The following is a 20,770-nucleotide window of genomic DNA, read 5'->3' on the forward strand; positions in this document are numbered from 1 at the left end:
TTTTCAATGTCTTTAACCAGATAAGGATTACTTATCGCGGTTTTTCAGCGCTGTCGCCAGGCGCTTACGTTGACGCTCTTGAGAGACAGTCAGCTTCTGCTTCTTGCCTTCGAACGGGTTATCGCTGTTCTGGAACTGGATACGGATTGGTGTACCCATCATTTCCAGCGACTTGCGGTAATAGTTCATCAAGTAGCGCTTGTACGAGCCCGGCAGCTCGTTCACCAAGTTACCGTGAATAACGATAATCGGCGGGTTGTAACCACCAGCGTGGGCATACTTGAGTTTCACGCGGCGGCCGCGGATCATCGGCGGCTGGTGATCATCCTGTGCCATCTGCATGATGCGGGTCAGCATTGACGTGCTGATACGCTTGGTTGCAGACTGGTAAGCTTCCTGTACCGACTCGTACAAGTGACCAACACCCGTACCGTGCAGTGCAGAAATGAAGTGGATACGGGCAAAATCGACAAAGCCCAGACGACGGTCAAGTTCAGACTTCACGCGATCTTTCACTTCGTTATCCAAGCCATCCCATTTGTTCACTGCAATAACCAGTGAACGGCCGGCGTTCAGGGCAAAGCCCAACAGGCTCAAATCCTGATCTGAGATATTCTCGCGCGCATCGATAACCAGCAACACCACGTTGGCATCTTCCACCGCTTTCAGGGTTTGGATAACCGAGAACTTTTCAACCGCTTCGTGCATATTCTTACGGCGACGGATACCCGCGGTATCGATCAGCACGTAGTCCTGTCCGTCACGCTCCATCGGAATGTAGATAGAGTCGCGGGTGGTGCCCGGCATGTCGTAAACAACCACACGGTCTTCACCAAGAATGCGGTTGGTCAGCGTTGATTTACCCACGTTCGGGCGGCCGATGATCGCCAGTTTGATTGGCTGCTCCTGAAGGCGCTTATAAGCCGCCTCCGCATCCGCTTCAGACAGGTTGGCCTTCTCGATATCTTCAACCGAGGTCAAATCTTCGATGCTAATTTCATCGCTGTCTTCAGCCGTTGCTTTCAGGTTTTCAGCAAACGGCGCAAGCGCACGCTCCATCAGTGCTGTTACACCGCGGTTTTGCGCGGCTGCAATCTGGTACATCGCATCAACGCCCAGCTGCCAGAAATCGGCACAAGCACTGTCGGCATCAATACCGTCAATCTTGTTAACCACCAAGAAAGTTGGCTTTTCACGGCTACGCAGGTGCGCGGCAATGGCTTCGTCAGCCGACGTTAACCCGGCACGGCCATCAACCAAGAACAGTACCACGTCTGCTTCTTCGATTGCTGCCAGCGACTGCTCAGCCATTTTTGTCTCGACGCCTTCTTCAGTACCGTCGATACCACCGGTGTCGATTACAATAAATTCGTGCTCTTCAAGCTCTGCTTTACCGTATTTACGATCCCTTGTTAGGCCAGGAAAATCTGCTACCAGCGCATCCCTTGTACGGGTAAGACGGTTGAATAACGTCGATTTACCCACGTTTGGGCGCCCGACTAGGGCAACAACAGGAATCATAACTACCTCTTACTTTTCATCGTCTTAATGACATAGTGTCCATTCATTCTTGTCTCCAGCCACACATTTTGTGACCTTCATCCGACAATAATATCGCGAATGGATATAACAATAACGGCTCCTGACTGTATCCACAGCAGGAGCCGACAAATTAGAATGGCGCGTATTATACCGACTATTTACGGCATTTGCATTTTGTTAATACTGCCATCACGAGTGATAACCAAATAGCCATCGCTCATGCGCATTGGCGGTACGGCAATACCGCTACCATCCGTTGCCTGCTGAGCAACAAAGTCACCGGTATATGGGTCGAGCCAATGCAGGAAGCCTTCGCTGTCACCCACCACGACGTAGCCGTCGATGATAGAAGGTGCACTTAGCAGTCGGTATTCCAGATCATTGTTAGCCCAAAGCTCAGTACCACTGCGCGCATCTACCGCAACAATATGGTCTTGATCTGTGATCAAATATAGCTGATTACCATCAACCACAAAGTCGGTTGCAGAAGAATAAGCACGTTTCCATGCCGCCTGGCCCGTACGAAGCTCGATCGATACCAAGTTACCGTTGTAGCCAACCACGTAGAGTCGCTCGCCCTCGATAACCGGTGTCGCATCAACATCGACCAAACGGTCAATTTCCGTCGCGCCTTTTGGCGAGCCAATCGGCTGTTGCCACAGCATCTGGCCATTGCCCATCAAGGCACCGGCCAATCGGCCGTTGGCCTGTCCCCAGAAAACACCACCAGAAATCGACACCGGCGAGCTGTCACCACGTAGGGTTAGGGTTGGTAGCTCACTACCTAGCTGCCACTTGCTCTCGCCAGTATCTGCATCCATCGCCTGCAAAATACCACGGCTGGTATTTACAATGACAAGGCCTTCATCCACCAGCGGCTTCGACAGCACCTCACCTTCTACGGTGGTGCGCCACAGCTCTTCGCCCGTTTCCTCGTCAAGCGCAATCACCTCAGCATTTTCGCTGCCGATGAATACCTTGCCGTAAGACAAAGCAATACCGCCCGAAAGCCTGGCACTGATGTCGGTTTCCAGGTCAATCTCCCACAGCACCTGGCCATTGTCAGGGTCCAGCGCCTTAACTACACCGTCGCGATCGGCGACAAACAGCTTGCCGTAACCCAATGCAGGAGAAAGCTTAGAGAAGTAATGGCCTACGCCATCCCCCACTTGCGCTTTCCAACTTTGCGCCGGAACAAAACTGCTTTCCACCACCGGCAAAGGTGCCATCTGGATAGTATCTTCTTCCCCGGCACAACCTGCCAGGATCCCTACCGCCAGAGCAACAGAGATAGCTTGCTTTAACACCTTCTGCATACGCTCAAACCTTACTGTGCTAGATCGTCAAGCTTGATCTGAAGCGCCGGAGAAGCACCCGCTAGCTGCTGTGCAGCCACGTAGGCTTCGCGTGCAGCAACAGTGTCGCCTTTTTGCAACAACACATCACCGCGAAGTTCAGATACTTTCGCTTGCCAGCTTTGCGCAGTCACTTTATCCAGCTCAGCCAGTGCTTGGTCAAACGACTGCTGTTCAGCATAAATGCGTGCCAGACGCGTTTGAGCGACAGGAAGAATCGCTTCATCTTTGGTGTTACCAATTGCCCAGCTCAACTGCTCGGCAGCAGCATCAAGATCGCCGTTGGCAACCTGTGCTTTTGCAAGCTGAAGCGCTGCCAACACCGAGTATTGGCTACTTTCATGGGCAGCAATAAACGCCTGCACATCGGCAACAGCACTGTCGCTGCCGCTTTCAAGGCGATTAATTACTTGGGTATACGCATCTGATGCCTGTTCCTTAGCAGACTGGACTTCGGCTTGATAGTAACGCCAGCCAGCCAAACCGCCCAGACCAATCACAGCACCAAGAACAATGGCTTTGCCGTTTTCTTTCCACCAAGCCTTAATCTGTTCTACTTGTTGTTCTTCTGTGATATTGCCGTCCACTTCCTGTCCTCTCTTAAATCAATTCAGCGAGTTTCGCTGCTACATCGTCTTGTGACATTGTGGTTTGATCACCGCCACGAAGATCTTTCACTACCACGGTATTTTCAGCGATTTCGTTCTCGCCCAATACCAGCGCAATAGCCGCACCTACGTTATCGGCACGCTTGAACTGTTTCTTGAAGTTGCCACCACCGAAGTGGCTCATCACGCGTAGGCCAGATACTTCTTCACGCAGTTTCTCAGCCAGTTTCATACCAGCTAGCATGGTACCTTCACCCGCCGTTACCATGTAAACGTCAACTGGACGACGTACATCAGCAAGCTCTAGGGTTTCCATCATCAGAACCAAGCGCTCTAGACCCATGGCAAAACCTACAGCAGGCGTTGCCTTTCCACCAAGTTGCTCAACCAGGCCATCGTAGCGACCGCCGCCACAAATCGTACCCTGAGCACCCAAGCTTTCGGTGATCCACTCAAAAACAGTGCGGTTATAATAATCCAAACCACGAACAAGACGTTCATTTACTTGGTATTCGATGCCCGCAGCGTCTAATAGTTCACATAAACCAGCAAAATGTTGGGTAGATTCTTCATCCAAGTACTCTGAAAGCTTAGGCGCATCTACCAAAATTTCTTGTACTGCTGCGTTTTTGGTATCAAGAACACGTAGCGGGTTAGTGTGCATACGACGCTTACAATCTTCGTCAAGCACGTCGATGTGCTGCTCAAGGAAAGCAATCAAGGCTTCACGGTAGTTAGCACGCGCTTCTAGCGAACCAATTGAGTTCAGCTCTAGGCGAACATGCTGGTGAATACCCAGCTGGCGCCACATACGCGCTGTCATCATGATCAGCTCGGCGTCAACATCAGGGCCATTAAGGCCAAACACTTCAACACCAAACTGGTGGAACTGGCGGTAGCGGCCTTTTTGCGGGCGCTCATGGCGGAACATCGGACCTGTGTACCATAGGCGCTGTTCCTGGTTGTATAGCAAACCGTTCTGGATCCCCGCACGCACACAGCCTGCAGTACCTTCAGGGCGTAGCGTTAGGCTATCGCCATTACGGTCGTCGAATGTATACATTTCCTTTTCAACAACATCAGTCACTTCACCGATTGCCCGACTAAACAAATGCGTTGATTCAACGATTGGCATACGGACTTCGCTGTAGCCGTAAGCGCTTACTACTTGTTTAATGGTACCTTCCACTTTTTGCCAAAGCGGAGATTGCGTTGGTAGGCAGTCGTTCATGCCTCGAATTGCTTGAATTTGTTTCGCCACGTTTATTCTCGTTAACCGATGGGGAATGGAGTTGAATATATAGGTTATAACGCAAATAGTGAACCACCCCAAGTATTCAGGGGTGATTCACTGATATTTCGTTATTTTTCTGTCACATCAATGCGGTTGTTGGTATCTAGCATTGTTGCTTTAGCGCGGATTTTCGCTTCGAGCTGGTCGATAACATTGTCGTTATCGAAACGCTCTTTCTGACGTGTACCGTCTTCGTAGAATGCGCTCTTGCGGTTGCCGCCGGCAATACCCAGGTGCGACACTTCCGCTTCGCCCGGGCCATTGACCACGCAACCAATCACAGAGACATCCATTGGAACTGTAATATCTTCCAAGCGCTGCTCGAGCTCATTGACGGTGCCAATGACATCAAACTCTTGACGCGAGCAGGTTGGGCAGGCAATGAAGTTAATACCGCGGGAGCGGATGCGCAATGACTTCAAGATATCAAAGCCCACTTTGATTTCTTCGACCGGGTCGGCTGCCAAAGACACACGCAAAGTATCACCGATACCTTCGGCTAGCAGCATACCCAGGCCAACAGCAGACTTCACCGCACCAGCACGGGCACCACCTGCTTCGGTGATCCCCAGGTGCAACGGCTGCTTGATTTGCTGCGCCAGCTTACGGTACGACTCAACGGCCAAGAACACATCTGACGCCTTTACGCTCACTTTGAACTGGTCAAAGTTAAGGCGGTCCAGAATATCGACATGGCGCATCGCCGACTCAACCAAGGCATCCGGCGTTGGCTCACCGTATTTCTGCTGGATATCTTTCTCTAGCGAACCACCGTTCACCCCGATACGGATCGGGATGTTCTTGTCGCGGGCGCAATCAACCACGGCACGGATGCGGTCTTCGCGGCCGATATTACCCGGGTTAATACGCAAACAATCAACACCGTACTCGGCCACCTTAAGTGCGATACGGTAATCGAAGTGGATATCAGCCACCAGCGGGATATTCACCTGCTGCTTGATCTGCTTGAACGCTTCTGCCGCGTCCATCGTCGGTACGGATACACGAACAATATCAGCACCCACGTTTTCCAGCGCTTTGATCTGTGCCACCGTTGCCTCAACATCGGTGGTACGGGTATTGGTCATCGACTGAACTGCGATAGGCGCACCGTCACCGATTGGCACATCACCGACATAAATGCGGGTAGATTGACGGCGGATAATTGGAGATTCGTTATGCATTACATTCACTCTATTATTGCGGCAGTTTCAATCGCGCAACTTTACCTGCAGGGTAGCCGCTAAGATCAACCGGCTCACCTTTATAACTCATTGTAACCACGCCAGGCGCACCCAGCACTACCCTGAACGGCTCATTGCCATCCAGTTTCAATACATCACCGGCTTTCTTGATACCGGTATCCAGGCGCTTACCGTTCGCATCACGGATGTCGATCCAGCAATCGCCACTGAAGCTCAGCTCAAGGGCAGACTCGACAACCACAGCTTCGCTTTCTTCTTCGCTGATCACACCAGCGAGTTGCTCACCCGCCAGGCTATCGGCACTGTCGACGTCATCGCTAGCGGTAAACTCGTCAACTGGCGCTTCTTCAGTAAAGCTGTCTTCAAAGCTTGCCGTTGGCTCTTGCACCTCAGCAGTCACCACAGGCTCAACATCGTCTGTGGTTAAGGTCGAAACCACGCTCGCTTCTTCCGACGGGTTTGCTTCCAGTACCGTAACAACATCTGATGTCGTTTCGGTTACGCCCGTTGCCAACGACTCGTCCAACGGCTGGGCTTGCTGGGTGCCCGCACTGTTTGCCAGCTCGGTATCCGGCGATACTTGCAAGCTCTGCCACCACCACACGCCGGTCAAACCGATAAACAATGCCGCCAGTGCCCACGTCAGGCGCATGATACGGCTATCATGTGCTTCGCGCTTCGTGCGACGTGAAAAGCTTTGCATTTCTTGTTCTTGTGGTTGGGCATGGCCAAAGTGGTCAAGTTTTGCCAGTACTTCGGCTTCATCTAGGCCGACAAACTTGGCGTAGGAGCGCACGTAACCACGGGTAAAAGTGGCCAGTTGCGCTTCTTCAAAATTGTTTTGCTCGATATCATTCACCACCGAGAGGCGAAGCCTCAATCGGCTGGCAACATCCTTCTGCGAATAGCCTAATTTTTCACGAGCCTGACGCAGCATATCCCCTGGAAGAATGACGTCTTCTGTTGATCGTTCTTCGTTCTGTTCAGTATTCATTGGCTAGGTATTTTTGATATTGCTTTGAGTTTGGGAACTGCTCTTTAAGCAGAGCGGCATATTTGTCGGCTTGGCTTCGCTGACCGGACAGCGTTTCCAACTGGATCAACAGCCAAAGACTGTCTGCCTTGTACCCGAACCTCTTATTAAATTTAAACAACATGGCACGCGCCTCTTTGAGGTTGCTCTCTTCAACCTCCAGCTGGGCCAGTTGCAACATGGATTTCGGCCGATACGGATCATAGGACAACGCTTTTTCAAAGTAGGCTCTCGCTTCCACCTTGGTGCCCGCTTTCAAGCTGCACAGCGCCGCATTTTCGTAACTCGCCGAAGTCAAATAATAATAGGGTTGCTTAATGGCTTTCTCGAAAGCGCTAATGGCTTCGTCGTAGCGTGCTTGGCTACACAAGAATACACCATAATTATTTTGCACATCACCGTTTTTCGGTGAATCGCGAAGGGCCTGACGGTAAATGGCCTCGGCCGCTTCCGGTTCATCAACCCTTTGATAATAATAGGCCATTGCGTTCTGTGCCCGATAATATTTCGGCGCATACTCCAATGCCAGTTCCAAATTATCACGGGCGCGCTGCCACTGACCGTTCTCTAGGTAGCTTAGCCCCAGGGAAATCCTTGCTTCAGCAGCCTCGACTTTATCAACCGTTTGTTGCTTATTGCCTGCTTCATCGACGGTAACACAACCGACCATTAAACTACACAATAATGGGTACATCGTCCACCGCACCATAATTGCCCCGCATCAATATCCATATCAATGCCCGGCCAATTTTAGAAAACTGGCCGGGAAACCAATCTTTTAGACTGATTTTACCGGGATTTGTTCACCGTTGTGCTGTTTTGCTTGGGTGCGTTTCGTGCGGTCAATCACATCGCCGACCAATTGTCCGCATGCCGCATCGATATCATCGCCACGCGTCTTACGAACGGTTACCGTAAAGTCGTACTCCATCAAGGTTTTCATGAAACGATCGATACGGGAATTGCTTGGTTTTTTGTATGGCGAGCCCGGGTACGGGTTGAACGGGATCAGGTTCACCTTGGCCGGGGTATCTTTCAGGGTTTCAGCCAGCTGGCGGGCATGCTCCATGCCATCATTAACATGATCCAGCAAGATATACTCGACGGTAACGCGACCACGGTTGGCATTCGACGATGCAATGTAGCGACGTACCGAGGCCAGGAAGTCATCGATATCCCAGCGATCGTTGATTGGCATAATTTCAGAGCGCAGCTCGTCGGTTGGCGCGTGCAATGAGATAGCCAGCGCAACATCAATGTTGCCTGTCATCTGGTCAAGGCCGGACACCACGCCCGAGGTCGAGACCGTGACACGGCGCTTCGACAAGCCGAAACCAAGATCGTCCAACATGATTTCCAATGCCGGGATCAGGTTCTTCATGTTCAGTAGCGGCTCGCCCATCCCCATCATTACTACGTTGGTAATTGGGCGGCGGCCAGTTTCTTTCTCAACACCGATCTCTTTGGCTGCACGCCAAACCTGACCGATGATTTCAGAAACACGCAAGTTGCGGTTGAAACCCTGCTGAGCCGTCGAGCAGAACTTACACTCCAATGCACAACCTACCTGGGAAGAGACACATAAGGTCGCACGATCATCATCTGGGATATAAACCGTTTCAACATCCTGATCGCCTACGCGCATCGCCCACTTAATCGTACCATCTGACGAATGCTGGGCTTCCGATACGTAAGGGGCGCGAATTTCAGCCACTTGCTTTAGTTTTTCACGTAACTTCTTGTTGATGTTAGTCATCTGGTCGAAGTCATCACAACCGAAATGGTACATCCACTTCATGATTTGATCGGCACGAAATGCTTTCTCGCCTAGCTCTTCAGCAAAATACTTACGCAGGCCTTTGCGATCAAAATCCAGCAGATTAGTTTTTACAGTTGTCATCGGGTGTTGCCTCTTTAAAATTACGTGACGTTATCTGTGCCTTGGGCATGCCATTGATTGATGGCACACGACAGGACCTTGTACTGAATATGCAGGTTAGTAGCACCTGAATTTCAGTTTGGTTTTAAGGCGCGAAATTGTACAGGCTTTGCCCGCGACTTTCCAGCCGTTAAAGTCCTCGAGCCCTTTTCGCCCAAGGGGTACAAAAAACGGGAAGCCAAGGCTCCCCGTTCGTTTATCTATCTTTACCTATCTACTTATCTGGCTGCTTGCCCGGCGTGATTTATACCGCCGCAAAGGGCTAGTCGCGCGGGCAAAGCTCGTCGCTGGCAAAGAAGTAGGCAATTTCGCGCTCAGCCGACGCAGGGCTATCTGCACCGTGTACCGAGTTATGGCGCATGCTCAGAGCGAAGTCGGCGCGAAGTGTTCCGCAGGCAGCGTCTTCCGGATTGGTCTTGCCCATTAGCTCGCGGTAACGGACTACGGCATTTTCCCCTTCAAGCACCTGAACCATAACAGGCCCCGAGGTCATGAATGCCACTAGGTCTTCGAAGAACGGCTTGCCTTCATGCTCGGCATAAAAGCCCTTCGCTTTGTCGGCATCCATGTGGATCATCTTGGCTGCGACCACTTTTAGCCCAGCACTTTCGATGCGCTGGTAGATAGCACCAATAAGGTTACGCTTCACTGCGTCTGGCTTTACGATTGAGAATGTTCTTTCAATTGTCATTATTATAGTTTCCCTTTTGAATCTAATTTATTCGGCGACAGTACACCGGTGTCTTGCCTGCCGCCTCCCTTAGGCTTATTGCTAAAGCAGCAATGCTGCAATATTGGCTACACCTAGCCCGGTTGCCCCCGCAGACCAACGGCTATCGGCACTATCGCGGAAGCAGGAAGCCAAATCAAAGTGCACCCAGCTACTGTTGTCGGTATCAACAAAACGTGACAGGAATGCCGCGGCATTCGATGCCCCGCCCATGCCACCGCCTTTCTGCGCACGGCTGTTGGCCGTGTCAGCATAGTAAGATGGGCAGTTTGACTGGTGCCATTTTTCTAGCGGTAATGGCCAAGCCGGCTCATTCACCAAGTCTGACAGTTGCTGCGCCTTCATGAGTAGCTCTTTGTCGAAACCAAACAAGGCATTGTAATCCGGGCCAACGGCCATCATTGCGGCACCGGTTAGGGTCGCGGCATTGATGATCAGCGGCGCTTTGGTTTCAGAGGCAGCAATCAAGCCATCGGCCAATACCAGTCGCCCCTCGGCATCGGTATTGACGATTTCAACTGTCAGGCCATTTTTATACGTTAACACATCACCCAGCTTATAGGCATTACCGGCAATCATGTTCTCTGCGCAGCACAAGATCAGCTTCACACGCTGGCGCAATCCTTGCTCGATGGCATAACCCAACGCCGCAGTCACCGTAGCGGCACCGCCCATATCGCACTTCATGGTCACCATGCTTGCGCTTGGCTTGATGCTATAACCGCCCGAGTCAAAGGTGATCCCCTTGCCTACCAGGCAAGCCGCAACCGGCGCGTTGCTATCGCCCGTTGGGTTATAATCGACTGTCAGCATGACTGGCGGACGGCTGCTGCCACGGCCAACGTTGTAGGTACCCGCCCAGCCCTGCTGAGCCAACGCCTCACCCACAACGACCTCGTGACTAATGTGCTCACCAGCAATGCCATTGAGGAAAGAAAGCGCTTCATCAGCCAGTTTTTCTGGATACATATCTTCTGGCGTGGCATTCACAACCTGGCGCACCCAGTCAGCACTGCGGCGACGGGCATTGAGCAGCTCCAGTTCGTCTTCGTCAATGGATGCCCATTTCAGCTCCACTGCTGCCTTAGTGGTAGCAAAGCCACAGTAAAACGCCCACTGTCGCTCATAGCTCCAGCCTTCGCCCTCTAGGCTTGCCGCCACCACACCTTGGGATTGCAGCTGACGCGCAGCCTGCTGAATGCGACGAAGCGGGTAGTCGCCGCTGTAATGAACCACGGCACCGTCAGACTCGAACGCCACCAGTGCGTTGTCGCCCCAAACACCACTATAGGCTTGATCGGATAATGAAACCCTTATCATGATACTTCTTCCTTTTGGGCTGCCACCCAATAACGCGTAGTGGCAGCAACTGACTTTTCTATTTTATTGCTTTAGTAAGGCTAACTTATTCTTCGTTATCGCACAGGATATTCGCCAGGGTACGAACGCCCATACCGGTTGCACCGGCAGCCCACTTATCGTTGGCCGATTTACGGTAGGTACCGCTGGCATCGATGTGCATCCAACCTGAGTGGTAATCTTCAACGAAATAAGACAGGAATGCCGCAGCCGTACTTGCGCCCGGCATAAAGTCCCCTTGAGAGATATTCGCCAAATCAGCAAAGTTCGAAGGCATCATCGCACGGTGGTGCTCCGAAAGCGGTAGTGGCCATAGGCCTTCATGCTCTTCGCTCGCCGCCATCAATGCCTGCTGAGCCAACTCGTGGTCGAAGCTGAACAGCGCGTGGTAATCGTTGCCCAGTGCATTCTTCGCCGCACCGGTCAGGGTGGCACAGTCGATGATCACTTCAGGGTTTTGCGCATTGGCGTAAATCAGACCGTCAGCCAATACCAAGCGGCCTTCCGCATCGGTGTTTAGGATCTCGACGGTTTTGCCGTTCTTGTAGGTAATGATATCGCCCAGCTTGAAGGCACGACCCGACACCATGTTTTCAGCACAACAAAGGATCAGCTTGATGCGCTTGTTGGTGCCGCGCGCGATTGCTAGCGCCAGGCCACCGGTTGCCATTGCCGAGCCACCCATGTCTGCCTTCATCGCAGTCATGCCCGCAGACGGCTTCATGCTGTAGCCACCTGAATCGAAAGTAATGCCCTTACCAACCAAGCAAGTATGCACGGGTGCATCCGCATCACCGGTTGGGTTGTAGTCTAGGCGAAGCATCGCAGGTGAGCGCTCCGAACCACGGCCAACGGTATGGATACCGTTCCAGCCTTCATCAAGCAAATCATTACCCTTGATGATTTTGTAAGTCACATGCTCTGGGGCCAGTGATTTAATGAATTCGCCGGCACGGGCAGCCAGTTGCGAAGGACGAACAATTTCTGCCGACTGGTTAATGATCTCGCGAACCCAGTTGGTTGCCGTAAGGCGCGCTTGAAGTTCCGCTTCTTCTGCTTCAGGCAAAGCCGCCCAGCTTACATCATTGCCCGGTTTAGCATTGCGGTGGCCCTGAATAAAGGCCCAAATCGTTTCCAGCTCCCAACCTTCACCAACTAGCTCTACCTGCTTGATCCCTTGGCTATCAAGCTTGCGTCCCGCACGCTGTATCGATGCCAGCGCATCGCTTTCATTGACGTGAACAACAGCGCCTTCAGCTTCGAAAGTCACCAGGGCACCTTTGCCCCACTTCTCATCAGCAGCTTCCGTAGTTAGCAGAACGTTCATTTTGGCGGACATGAATAACTCCTTGATATTTGATAACCACCAGCAAACGGCTGGCGATTAATGGGTCTCAGCGTGAAAACCACCCTGTACCGTCTTAATGCATTTGGGTAACAAACCAATGACAATAACGTTACCACACATAACAGTTGGTATGGGGGCAGAATCAGGTATTACAAGGGGGCAATCAGCTGATAATACACATAATAGGCAAATAGCCCTGAAAGAACGGTAAAAACAAAGTTAATTATTTTGCCAATAACCCTGTTTTCAGAATTATCCATACTTTGCCTTGCCAAAACATAATAAACAAGGCGTTTACAACAAGATTAAGAGCAAGATCAGATCAAAGGGAAGAATCTGTGCCTTAGCAAGCCGTGGCAGGTAGGTGGCTAGCGTGATAGGCGCCTATAATAAGACAGCGAAGTGAACAGAGGAGCAGTGCGCTGATCAGTCTGCTTCTTCTATCCAGCACATTTGGACCGCTTCCAATACCCGCTCGCTACAATGGTTGGGATCATCATCGAACGCTTCCAGCTCGAGGATCCATTCTCGCAGGTCGGTAAAGCGAATAGTGGTTGGGTTTACGTCAGGGTGCTGCTCGGACAGCTCGATTGCCAATTCTCTTGAATCAATCCATTTCAAGCCCATTGGAACCTCCTTCTGTGTTGAGTGAATATCCATTCCGTTAGCTTCTTGCAAGCTCACCGCTTGGCGGTATAAAGAGAAGATAAGGGAATGCATATTAGTGTAGCCGACCCGCTAGTAACCGGTTGTCTCAGTTACTAGCGGGGCTAACCACGGTTAGTGGTTTTCTGATGCTAGGTTCAGTGTATACTTCGGAATTTCTACCACTAGATCCTCATCAGCCACTTTTGCCTGACATCCCAAGCGAGACTCAGGCTCAAGGCCCCAAGCCTTGTCCAGCATGTCATCTTCAAGCTCGTCACTTTCTTCCAGTGAGTCAAAGCCTTCACGTACGATACAGTGGCACGTGGTACACGCACAGGATTTTTCACACGCATGTTCAATGCCAATACCGTTGCGCAGTGCCACGTCAAGAATGGTTTCGCCTTCTTGCGCTTCTAGCACTGCCCCTTCCGGGCAAAGCTCATCATGGGGTAATACAACAATCTTAGGCATGCCTAAACCTCATCAATCGACTGGCCAGCCAGTGCCTGACGAATAGACTGATCCATTCGGCGGGACGCAAATTCCTGGCTCGCTTTATCTGTTTTCTTAATACCGGCTTCAATCGCGTGCGGGTCTGTACCCTGGCGCAATTGAACCAATTCCATCATGACGGCTTCCAGCTCGTCGCGCTCTTCTTTTGTCAGCAGCGTATCACCGTCTGCTGCCAGCGCTGCAATCAATCCTTCCAGCACGCGATCCGCTTCCACTTGTTGCTCTGCAAGGGCGCGGGCGTCTTTATCGTCCTGGGCGAATGTCATTGAATCGCGGATCATAGTCGCGATTTCATCATCAGTGAGGCCGTAAGATGGCTTCACCTGAATAGAAGATTGTACCTGGCTGCTCTTTTCCATCGCGGTAACAGACAGCAGGCCATCGGCATCGACTTGGTATGTCACGCGGATATGGGCAGCGCCCGCTGCCATGGCAGGGATGCCACGCAGGGTAAAGCGTGCCAAAGAGCGGCAATCGCTGACCATTTCACGCTCGCCCTGTACAACATGCACAGACATTGCGGTTTGGCCGTCTTTGAAAGTCGTGAACTCTTGGGCACGAGCGACAGGGATCGTGGTGTTGCGCGGAATGATCTTCTCAACCATGCCGCCCATGGTTTCGATACCCAGCGATAGCGGGATCACGTCAAGCAGCAGCATTTCTGAGTCAGGCTTGTTGCCCGCCAGAATATCGGCCTGAATTGCCGCACCAATGGCAACGACCTGATCAGGGTTAATCGAAGTTAGCGGTGCCTTACCGAAGTAATCGCCCACCATCTCGCGCACCAAAGGCACACGGGTCGAGCCGCCAACCATAACGGTTTCAATCACTTCTTCTGCTGTGACATCGGCATCTTTCAGCGCGCGGCGGCAAGCCATCAAGGTTTTCTTCACCAATGGCTTAATCAGTGCTTCAAACTGATCGCGGGTCACGGAGCCCTGCCAGCCAAGCACATCAACCGCTGTTTCGTCAGCAGATGACAGCGCCTCTTTCGCGGCCTGGGCAGCATCTTGTAGTGCACGGTGCTGTTGCGCCGTACGCTCAGTATCCATGCCAGCCTGCTCGGCAATCCAATCAGCCAGCAAGTGGTCGAAGTCATCACCGCCAAGGGCTGAATCACCGCCGGTCGCCAATACTTCGAATACTCCCTTCGACAAGCGAAGGATAGAAATATCAAACGTACCACCACCAAGGTCATAAACGGCAATCACACCTTCTTGGCCCGAATCCAAACCATACGCGATTGCAGCCGCTGTTGGTTCGTTCAGTAGGCGCAATACATTGAGGTTTGCCAGCTTCGCGGCATCTTTGGTGCCGGCACGCTGTGCGTCGTCAAAGTACGCAGGTACCGTTATCACCACGCCTTCCAACTCGCCACCCAGCGTTTCTTGCGCACGCTGGTTTAGGTTGGATAGGATTTCAGCCGATACCTGAACTGGGTTAACTTCCCCGGAGCGGGTGATCAGTTGCGGCAAACCGTTATCGGTTGCAGAAAACTGATAAGGCATTTGCGGGTAGCGTTGCTGGATGTCAGCCAAAGAGCGTCCCATCATTCGCTTCACCGAAATGATGGTATTCAGAGGATCTTGCTGAGCGATAGCACGAGCTTCGTGACCAACAACAATGCCAGTCTCGCCATAGTGAACCGCCGACGGCAGAATGCTTCGTCCTTGTTCATCATTTAGCGTTTCAGGGACGCCGCTGCGAACTGCAGCCACGAGCGAGTTAGTAGTACCCAGATCAATACCCACCGCCAGCTTATGTTGGTGCGGTGCAGCACTTTGACCGGGTTCAGCAATCTGTAACAGTGCCATTATCGTTCCTGTGGAATGTTAATACCGGGATCGGAAAAAAGGTTAATCAAGCAGGCTATCTTCAAGTCGCTCAACTTCATAACGCAGCTTAACAATAAACTTAAGCTTACGCACGGCATCCGCCGCACTCTCCCAGCTTTCATCAAGTAGTAGTTGTTCTAGCTCAGCCAGCTGGGTCTTGTACAGTGCGCTGGCCTGCTGTTCGAAGTCAAACAAGGCCGCCTCGGGATCGCTTGCATCAGGGATCTCTTCAAGGGCTTCTCGAAGCTCCATCTGCTGCATAAGGAAGGCTGGATCCTGAAGGGTCTTTTGTTCACCCCTGATATCGTGGCCCTGCTCCGATAGCATGTATTCAGCACGGGATATCGGGTTCTTCAACGTTTGGAATGCATCGTTGATTTGCGCAGCCTTTTGCACGGCCATCAAACGATCGCGTTCTGAAGCGGTGGCAAAGTTGTCAGGGTGAAAGCGACGCTGTAGTTCTCGGAACTGAGTTGCAAGAAGGCTACCGTCCAGCGGGAACTGAAATGGTAGCCCAAATAATTCGAAATGATTCATAGCATCTGTATCTATAAAGACTGAACCTGATGACTACGCTTTAGCAGGCAGTGATCAGGCTCAGTAAACACAGCGATTAAACGTTGAAGCTCTCACCACAACCACATTCGCTGGATACGTTAGGGTTATTGAACTTGAAGCCTTCGTTCAGGCCTTCTTTGGCAAAATCCAGTTCCGTACCTTCTAGGTAAACCAAGCTCTTGGCATCAACAATGATCTTAACGCCCTTTTCTTCGAATACCTGATCACCTTCTTCAAGGTCATCTACAAACTCAAGTACATAGGCCATACCCGAACATCCTGAAGTGCGGACGCCCAACCGGAGGCCTAGGCCTTTACCACGGTTTTCAAGGAAAGTAGCTACGCGACCTGCCGCCGCTTCAGTAATAGATATGGCCATACAACAACCTTTAGGAATTAATTTTCTTCGTGTTTCTTTTTGTAATCGCTTACTGCTGCTTTGATTGCATCTTCTGCAAGAATCGAGCAGTGAACTTTTACAGGTGGTAGCTCAAGTTCTTCAGCAATAGCCGAGTTCTTGATCGCTGCCGCTTCATCAAGGCTCTTACCTTTCACCCATTCGGTGATCAGTGAGCTGGATGCGATAGCAGAACCACAACCGTACGTTTTGAACTTGGCATCTTCGATAATACCTTCTTCAGTCACTTTGATCTGAAGCTTCATTACGTCGCCACAAGCAGGTGCACCCACCATGCCGCTACCGACGCTTTTATCATTTTTATCAAACGAGCCCACGTTACGCGGGTTTTCGTAATGATCGATAACTTTTTCACTATATGCCATGACAGTTTCCTCGAATACGTTATGACCGCAGGATTAGTGGTGTGCCCACTCGACCGTGTTCAGGTCAATACCTTCTTTGTACATATCCCACAACGGAGACATATCACGTAATTTATCTACCGCGCCACGGATCTGTGAAACGGCATAGTCTACTTCTTCTTCCGTCGTGAAGCGACCAAAAGAGAAGCGAATTGAGCTATGAGCCAACTCATCATCTAGACCAAGTGCACGAAGTACGTACGATGGCTCTAGGCTCGCAGATGTACATGCAGAACCTGACGATACCGCCAAATCTTTCAGTGCCATTAGTAGCGACTCACCTTCAACAAAAGCAAAGCTAATGTTTAGGTTGTTTGGCAGACGCTGCTCCATATCACCGTTGATGGTCATCGCTTCGATGCCTTCAAGGCCGGCTAGCAGGCGGTTACGCAGTGCAAGCGCATGCTGGTAATCTTTTTCCATGTCTTCTTTAGCCACACGGAAGGCTTCGCCCATACCCACGATTTGGTGAGTTGCCAGAGTACCAGAGCGGAAACCACGCTCATGGCCGCCACCGTGCATCTGCGCTTCAAGGCGGATACGTGGCTTACGACGAACGTAAAGTGCGCCGATACCCTTAGGGCCGTAAATTTTGTGTGCCGATAGCGAGATCAGGTCAACTTTCATTTCCTGAACATCGATTGGCAGCTTACCTGCAGACTGAGCGGCATCAACGTGGAAGATCACTTTCTTCTCACGGCACATCTCGCCAATGGCATTGATGTCTTGGATAACACCGATTTCATTGTTCACGTGCATGATTGACACAAGTACCGTGTCTTCACGCATCGCGTCACGTAGCTTGGCAAGATCCAGCAGGCCGTTTGACTCCGGCTCAAGGTAAGTCACCTCGTAGCCTTCGCGCTCTAGCTGGCGACATGGGTCAAGTACAGCTTTGTGCTCAGTCTTCAGGGTAATAACGTGCTTGCCTTTCTTACCGTAGAAGTGCGCAGCACCTTTAATTGCAAGGTTGTCAGACTCTGTCGCCCCTGAGGTGAATACAATCTCACGTGGGTCTGCATTCAGTAGGTTAGCGATATTTTCACGAGCAGTATCAACCGCTTCTTCGGCCTGCCAACCGTAGCGGTGAGAACGAGAAGCCGGGTTACCGAAGTTTCCGTCCATGGTCAGGCATTGCATCATTGCTTCAGCAACGCGTGGGTCTACCGGGCAAGTTGCAGAATAATCAAAATATATTGGCAGTTTCATCTTCATCTCCGAAAACACGGACGTCTAGTCTCTAGGAGCGAACATCGACACCGATTGGGGTGCTGTCGTGTGTTTTATTATGTCCAAATGACGCTTTGGTTAGTACTTGATCTTGGCGTTCCGAGATCTCTTGTACGTCATTATCTTGCATCAACTCACCAAGAGTGATGTTGTTCAAAAAGCCGCTAATACGGGAGCTCAAGTCACGCCATAGCGTGTGTGTCAGGCAGCGAACCCCGCCTTGACAGTCACCTTTACCGTGACACTTGGTTGCATCGACCGATTCATCGACAGCGGCAATCACCATGCCAACCGCGATATCATTAGCGTCTTCGCCTAGGCGGTAACCACCACCCGGACCACGCACACTAGCCACTAGGCCAGCCTTGCGCAGGCGAGAAAAAAGTTGTTCCAAATAGGACAGTGAAATACCTTGGCGCTCTGAAATATCAGCCAGAGGCACAGGCCCATCCTGAGAATGCAAAGCCACATCCAGCATAGCTGTGACTGCGTATCTTCCTTTTGATGTCAATCTCATAACACACCGCTACCCACGTTTGTTTATGGGTGGAGTGTCGCATACCTGACTAAAACGGTCAAGTATTTACCTGACTGTTTTAGTCAGGTTTTTAGCCATAAAGATTATGTGTCTATTTATCTTTATATTCGAGTGACTTTTCAACCGAAGACAAGATACCACGCAGGATATTCAACTCCTGTGCTTCAGGTCGCGCTCGGGTAAATAGGCGGCGTAGTTTGGCCATCACCATACCCGGGTGGTTCTTGTTTATAAACTGGGTTTGCGTTGTGACTTTTTCAAGGTGCTCGTAGAACATTTCTAGTTCTTGTACGCGTGGGTATGCTTCAACAGCTGCAGTCTTGCCGTGCTTTTGCTGCTCCAGGAAGGCCATACGCACTTCATAGCTCACGGTCTGAACCGCCATTGCCAAGTTCAGTGAACTGTACTCAGGATTGGCAGGGATATACACATGGCAGTGGCAACGCTGCAGCTCTTCATTGGTTAGGCCGGTACGCTCACGGCCAAACAGGATAGCCACTTTGTGCTGGTTAGCTTCGGCAATCGACTTAATACCACATTCGCGTGGGTCGAGTTGCGGCCACTCCAAAGTACGGGAGCGCGCACTCGAGCCTACCACCAAACCGCAGTCGGCAATCGCTTCATCAAGGGTCGGAACAATCTTGGCGTTTTCAACGACATCAGCCGCACCGGCCGCCAAGGCATAAGTTTTCTCGTCGATTTCACAGGCAGGGTCAACCAAGATCAAGTTGGTTAGGCCCATCACTTTCATTGCGCGGGCTGCCGAGCCGATATTGCCCGGGTGAGAAGTACCAACTAGCACTACACTGATTTTATCTAACATAGAGACGCATATTTCCGACAGTTTCAATAAAGCCGAAAGATTTTAGCACAGAGATTTTAAAAAAGGTGAAAACATGTAAAAACATTATACCAATTCCCTTGTTCCCCCTTTTACCGAATGCTTTGCGTACAGTAGTGGCAATAATTCGTAACGGGCAAAAAATAACCACTTCCCTTTTGGCCCAGCTCTGATATACTCGCCGCCGCTTTTTAGTTCTTTAACATCCGTTGGGAAGATCCTATGCATCCGATGCTTAATATCGCCATTCGTGCTGCACGAAAGGCTGGTGACCATGTCATTAAATCACTAGAAAAACCTCAAGCTATTGAAGTAGCTAACAAAGGTACTGATGTTGTTACCAATGTTGATCATGAAGCAGAAGCTATCATTATCGACACTATTCTTAAGTCTTACCCTGAGCACTGCATCATTGCAGCTGAGAGCGGTACTAAAGAAAACCGTGACAAAGAATGTCAGTGGATCATCGACCCAGTGGATGGCACCAAAAACTTCGTACGTGGCTACCCTCACTTCGCTATTTCTATCGCGCTACGCATGCGTGGCCGCACAGAAGTCGCTGTTGTTTACGACCCAGCACGTAACGAACTATTCACCGCAACACGTGGTTCTGGCGCTCAGCTAAACAGCCAGCGTATCCGTGTTTCACAGCCTCGCAACCTAACTGGTACGACTCTAGCAACTAGCCTTCCTTTTGCTGCTAAACAGCACGCTGAAAGCTACATGAAGATCCAGAGCGCTCTATTCGTAGAATGTGAAGATATGCGCCAGTCAGGCTGTGCTGCTCTAGACCTATGTTACCTAGCCGCTGGCCGTGTTGACGGCGTATTCAAACTAGGCCTTAAGCCTTGGGAAGTAGCAGCAGGTGAACTGATCGCGCGTGAAGCAGGTGCTATCTGTACTGACTTTACTGGCAACACTAACCACCTAACCACTGGCAACATCGTTGCTGGTAACGCACGTGTAGTGAAGCCAATGCTTGCTAAAATCCGTGAAAACGGTAGCGAAGCACTGACTAAGTAATCACTGATTACTCATCAATTTTAAACGCCCCGGCGAGTGATCGCCGGGGCGTTTTTTTATGCCGCCTTCCTTTATCAATAATGCCCAAAACACTAACCATATACGCAGATTAGTCCTTCCCCTTTATTCGTGGAAAACGGGAGAGCGATAAAGCTAATAGAAGGGGGTTGGTACCTTGTTGTTGAACGCTTGCGGTGGGGATTGGTGGTTTAACCCCTCCCTGCCTTGTATCTACATGAGTAGGCTGTTTAGCTAGTAGCCTATTCGTTTATAGCTTGGTAAGCGTGTTCCTGGCCAAAGTACTTAGATGCTGTAGGGGAGATTAATCTACCAAGCTATTCCTTATCAT

General features: G+C 51.0%; 21 protein-coding genes. 1 reads left to right on the forward strand and 20 read right to left on the reverse strand.

Annotated features, from left to right (window positions below; all coding sequences use genetic code 11):
- Window positions 1–27 precede the first annotated feature (27 nt).
- From der to trmJ, 20 genes are all read right to left on the reverse strand, one after another.
- The gene (gene der / locus C9I98_RS12205) at window positions 28–1,521 is read right to left on the reverse strand and encodes a ribosome biogenesis GTPase Der (RefSeq protein WP_036828230.1); all 1,494 of its coding nucleotides are present in this window, start codon (window positions 1,519–1,521) and stop codon (window positions 28–30) included.
- A 179-nt stretch (window positions 1,522–1,700) separates the two neighbouring features.
- On the reverse strand, window positions 1,701–2,858 hold the full coding sequence (gene bamB, locus C9I98_RS12210) for an outer membrane protein assembly factor BamB (protein WP_036828228.1): 1,158 nt from the start codon (window positions 2,856–2,858) through the stop codon (window positions 1,701–1,703).
- An 11-nt stretch (window positions 2,859–2,869) separates the two neighbouring features.
- Window positions 2,870–3,484: a YfgM family protein gene (locus C9I98_RS12215; protein WP_036828226.1), complete on the reverse strand. Its 615-nt coding sequence runs from the start codon at window positions 3,482–3,484 to the stop codon at window positions 2,870–2,872.
- Window positions 3,485–3,497: 13 nt separating this feature from the next.
- Entirely contained in the window at window positions 3,498–4,766 is a 1,269-nt protein-coding gene (hisS, locus tag C9I98_RS12220) for a histidine--tRNA ligase (RefSeq protein WP_107272026.1), read from the reverse strand.
- Between the two features lie 101 nt (window positions 4,767–4,867).
- Complete coding sequence (gene ispG / locus C9I98_RS12225) at window positions 4,868–5,983, reverse strand: flavodoxin-dependent (E)-4-hydroxy-3-methylbut-2-enyl-diphosphate synthase (protein ID WP_036821882.1); 1,116 nt, start codon at window positions 5,981–5,983, stop codon at window positions 4,868–4,870.
- A 13-nt stretch (window positions 5,984–5,996) separates the two neighbouring features.
- Window positions 5,997–6,998, reverse strand: coding sequence for a cytoskeleton protein RodZ (gene rodZ / locus C9I98_RS12230; RefSeq protein WP_036821885.1), 1,002 nt, complete (start codon window positions 6,996–6,998; stop codon window positions 5,997–5,999).
- Complete coding sequence (gene pilW / locus C9I98_RS12235) at window positions 6,988–7,746, reverse strand: type IV pilus biogenesis/stability protein PilW (protein ID WP_036821888.1); 759 nt, start codon at window positions 7,744–7,746, stop codon at window positions 6,988–6,990. The genes rodZ and pilW overlap by 11 nt, the downstream gene beginning before the upstream one ends.
- 69 nt (window positions 7,747–7,815) lie before the next feature.
- Window positions 7,816–8,937, reverse strand: coding sequence for a dual-specificity RNA methyltransferase RlmN (rlmN, locus tag C9I98_RS12240; protein WP_036821891.1), 1,122 nt, complete (start codon window positions 8,935–8,937; stop codon window positions 7,816–7,818).
- Between the two features lie 301 nt (window positions 8,938–9,238).
- Window positions 9,239–9,667 carry a nucleoside-diphosphate kinase gene (gene ndk, locus C9I98_RS12245; protein ID WP_036816632.1) on the reverse strand — a complete coding sequence of 143 codons (429 nt, stop codon included), beginning with the start codon at window positions 9,665–9,667 and terminating at the stop codon, window positions 9,239–9,241.
- Between the two features lie 81 nt (window positions 9,668–9,748).
- Window positions 9,749–11,026 carry an aminopeptidase PepB gene (gene pepB / locus C9I98_RS12250; protein ID WP_036816634.1) on the reverse strand — a complete coding sequence of 426 codons (1,278 nt, stop codon included), beginning with the start codon at window positions 11,024–11,026 and terminating at the stop codon, window positions 9,749–9,751.
- Window positions 11,027–11,111: 85 nt separating this feature from the next.
- Window positions 11,112–12,404, reverse strand: coding sequence for an aminopeptidase PepB (gene pepB, locus C9I98_RS12255; protein ID WP_036816636.1), 1,293 nt, complete (start codon window positions 12,402–12,404; stop codon window positions 11,112–11,114).
- Window positions 12,405–12,839: 435 nt separating this feature from the next.
- Entirely contained in the window at window positions 12,840–13,040 is a 201-nt protein-coding gene (gene iscX / locus C9I98_RS12260) for a Fe-S cluster assembly protein IscX (protein WP_036816637.1), read from the reverse strand.
- A gap of 153 nt (window positions 13,041–13,193) precedes the next feature.
- On the reverse strand, window positions 13,194–13,532 hold the full coding sequence (fdx, locus tag C9I98_RS12265) for an ISC system 2Fe-2S type ferredoxin (RefSeq protein ID WP_036816639.1): 339 nt from the start codon (window positions 13,530–13,532) through the stop codon (window positions 13,194–13,196).
- Window positions 13,533–13,534: 2 nt separating this feature from the next.
- Window positions 13,535–15,388: a Fe-S protein assembly chaperone HscA gene (gene hscA / locus C9I98_RS12270; RefSeq protein ID WP_036816642.1), complete on the reverse strand. Its 1,854-nt coding sequence runs from the start codon at window positions 15,386–15,388 to the stop codon at window positions 13,535–13,537.
- Window positions 15,389–15,430: 42 nt separating this feature from the next.
- Complete coding sequence (gene hscB, locus C9I98_RS12275; RefSeq protein WP_036816644.1) at window positions 15,431–15,946, reverse strand: co-chaperone HscB; 516 nt, start codon at window positions 15,944–15,946, stop codon at window positions 15,431–15,433.
- A gap of 76 nt (window positions 15,947–16,022) precedes the next feature.
- Window positions 16,023–16,346 (reverse strand): iron-sulfur cluster assembly protein IscA, encoded by a 324-nt coding sequence (gene iscA, locus C9I98_RS12280; RefSeq protein WP_036816646.1) that lies wholly within the window; start codon window positions 16,344–16,346, stop codon window positions 16,023–16,025.
- A 17-nt stretch (window positions 16,347–16,363) separates the two neighbouring features.
- Entirely contained in the window at window positions 16,364–16,750 is a 387-nt protein-coding gene (iscU, locus tag C9I98_RS12285; RefSeq protein WP_036816649.1) for a Fe-S cluster assembly scaffold IscU, read from the reverse strand.
- Window positions 16,751–16,783: 33 nt separating this feature from the next.
- Complete coding sequence (locus C9I98_RS12290; RefSeq protein ID WP_107272027.1) at window positions 16,784–17,998, reverse strand: IscS subfamily cysteine desulfurase; 1,215 nt, start codon at window positions 17,996–17,998, stop codon at window positions 16,784–16,786.
- A 31-nt stretch (window positions 17,999–18,029) separates the two neighbouring features.
- Window positions 18,030–18,536, reverse strand: a complete 507-nt coding sequence (gene iscR / locus C9I98_RS12295; RefSeq protein WP_036824693.1) for a Fe-S cluster assembly transcriptional regulator IscR — start codon at window positions 18,534–18,536, stop codon at window positions 18,030–18,032.
- Between the two features lie 112 nt (window positions 18,537–18,648).
- Window positions 18,649–19,380: a tRNA (cytosine(32)/uridine(32)-2'-O)-methyltransferase TrmJ gene (gene trmJ, locus C9I98_RS12300; protein WP_036824695.1), complete on the reverse strand. Its 732-nt coding sequence runs from the start codon at window positions 19,378–19,380 to the stop codon at window positions 18,649–18,651.
- A gap of 240 nt (window positions 19,381–19,620) precedes the next feature.
- Between trmJ and suhB the strand changes: the two genes are divergently transcribed.
- Window positions 19,621–20,421: an inositol-1-monophosphatase gene (suhB, locus tag C9I98_RS12305; RefSeq protein ID WP_036824698.1), complete on the forward strand. Its 801-nt coding sequence runs from the start codon at window positions 19,621–19,623 to the stop codon at window positions 20,419–20,421.
- Window positions 20,422–20,770: the final 349 nt, after the last annotated feature.

Origin of the sequence: Photobacterium sanctipauli, assembly GCF_003026495.1 — a bacterium.
Classification (GTDB): Bacteria; Pseudomonadota; Gammaproteobacteria; order Enterobacterales; family Vibrionaceae; genus Photobacterium; species Photobacterium sanctipauli.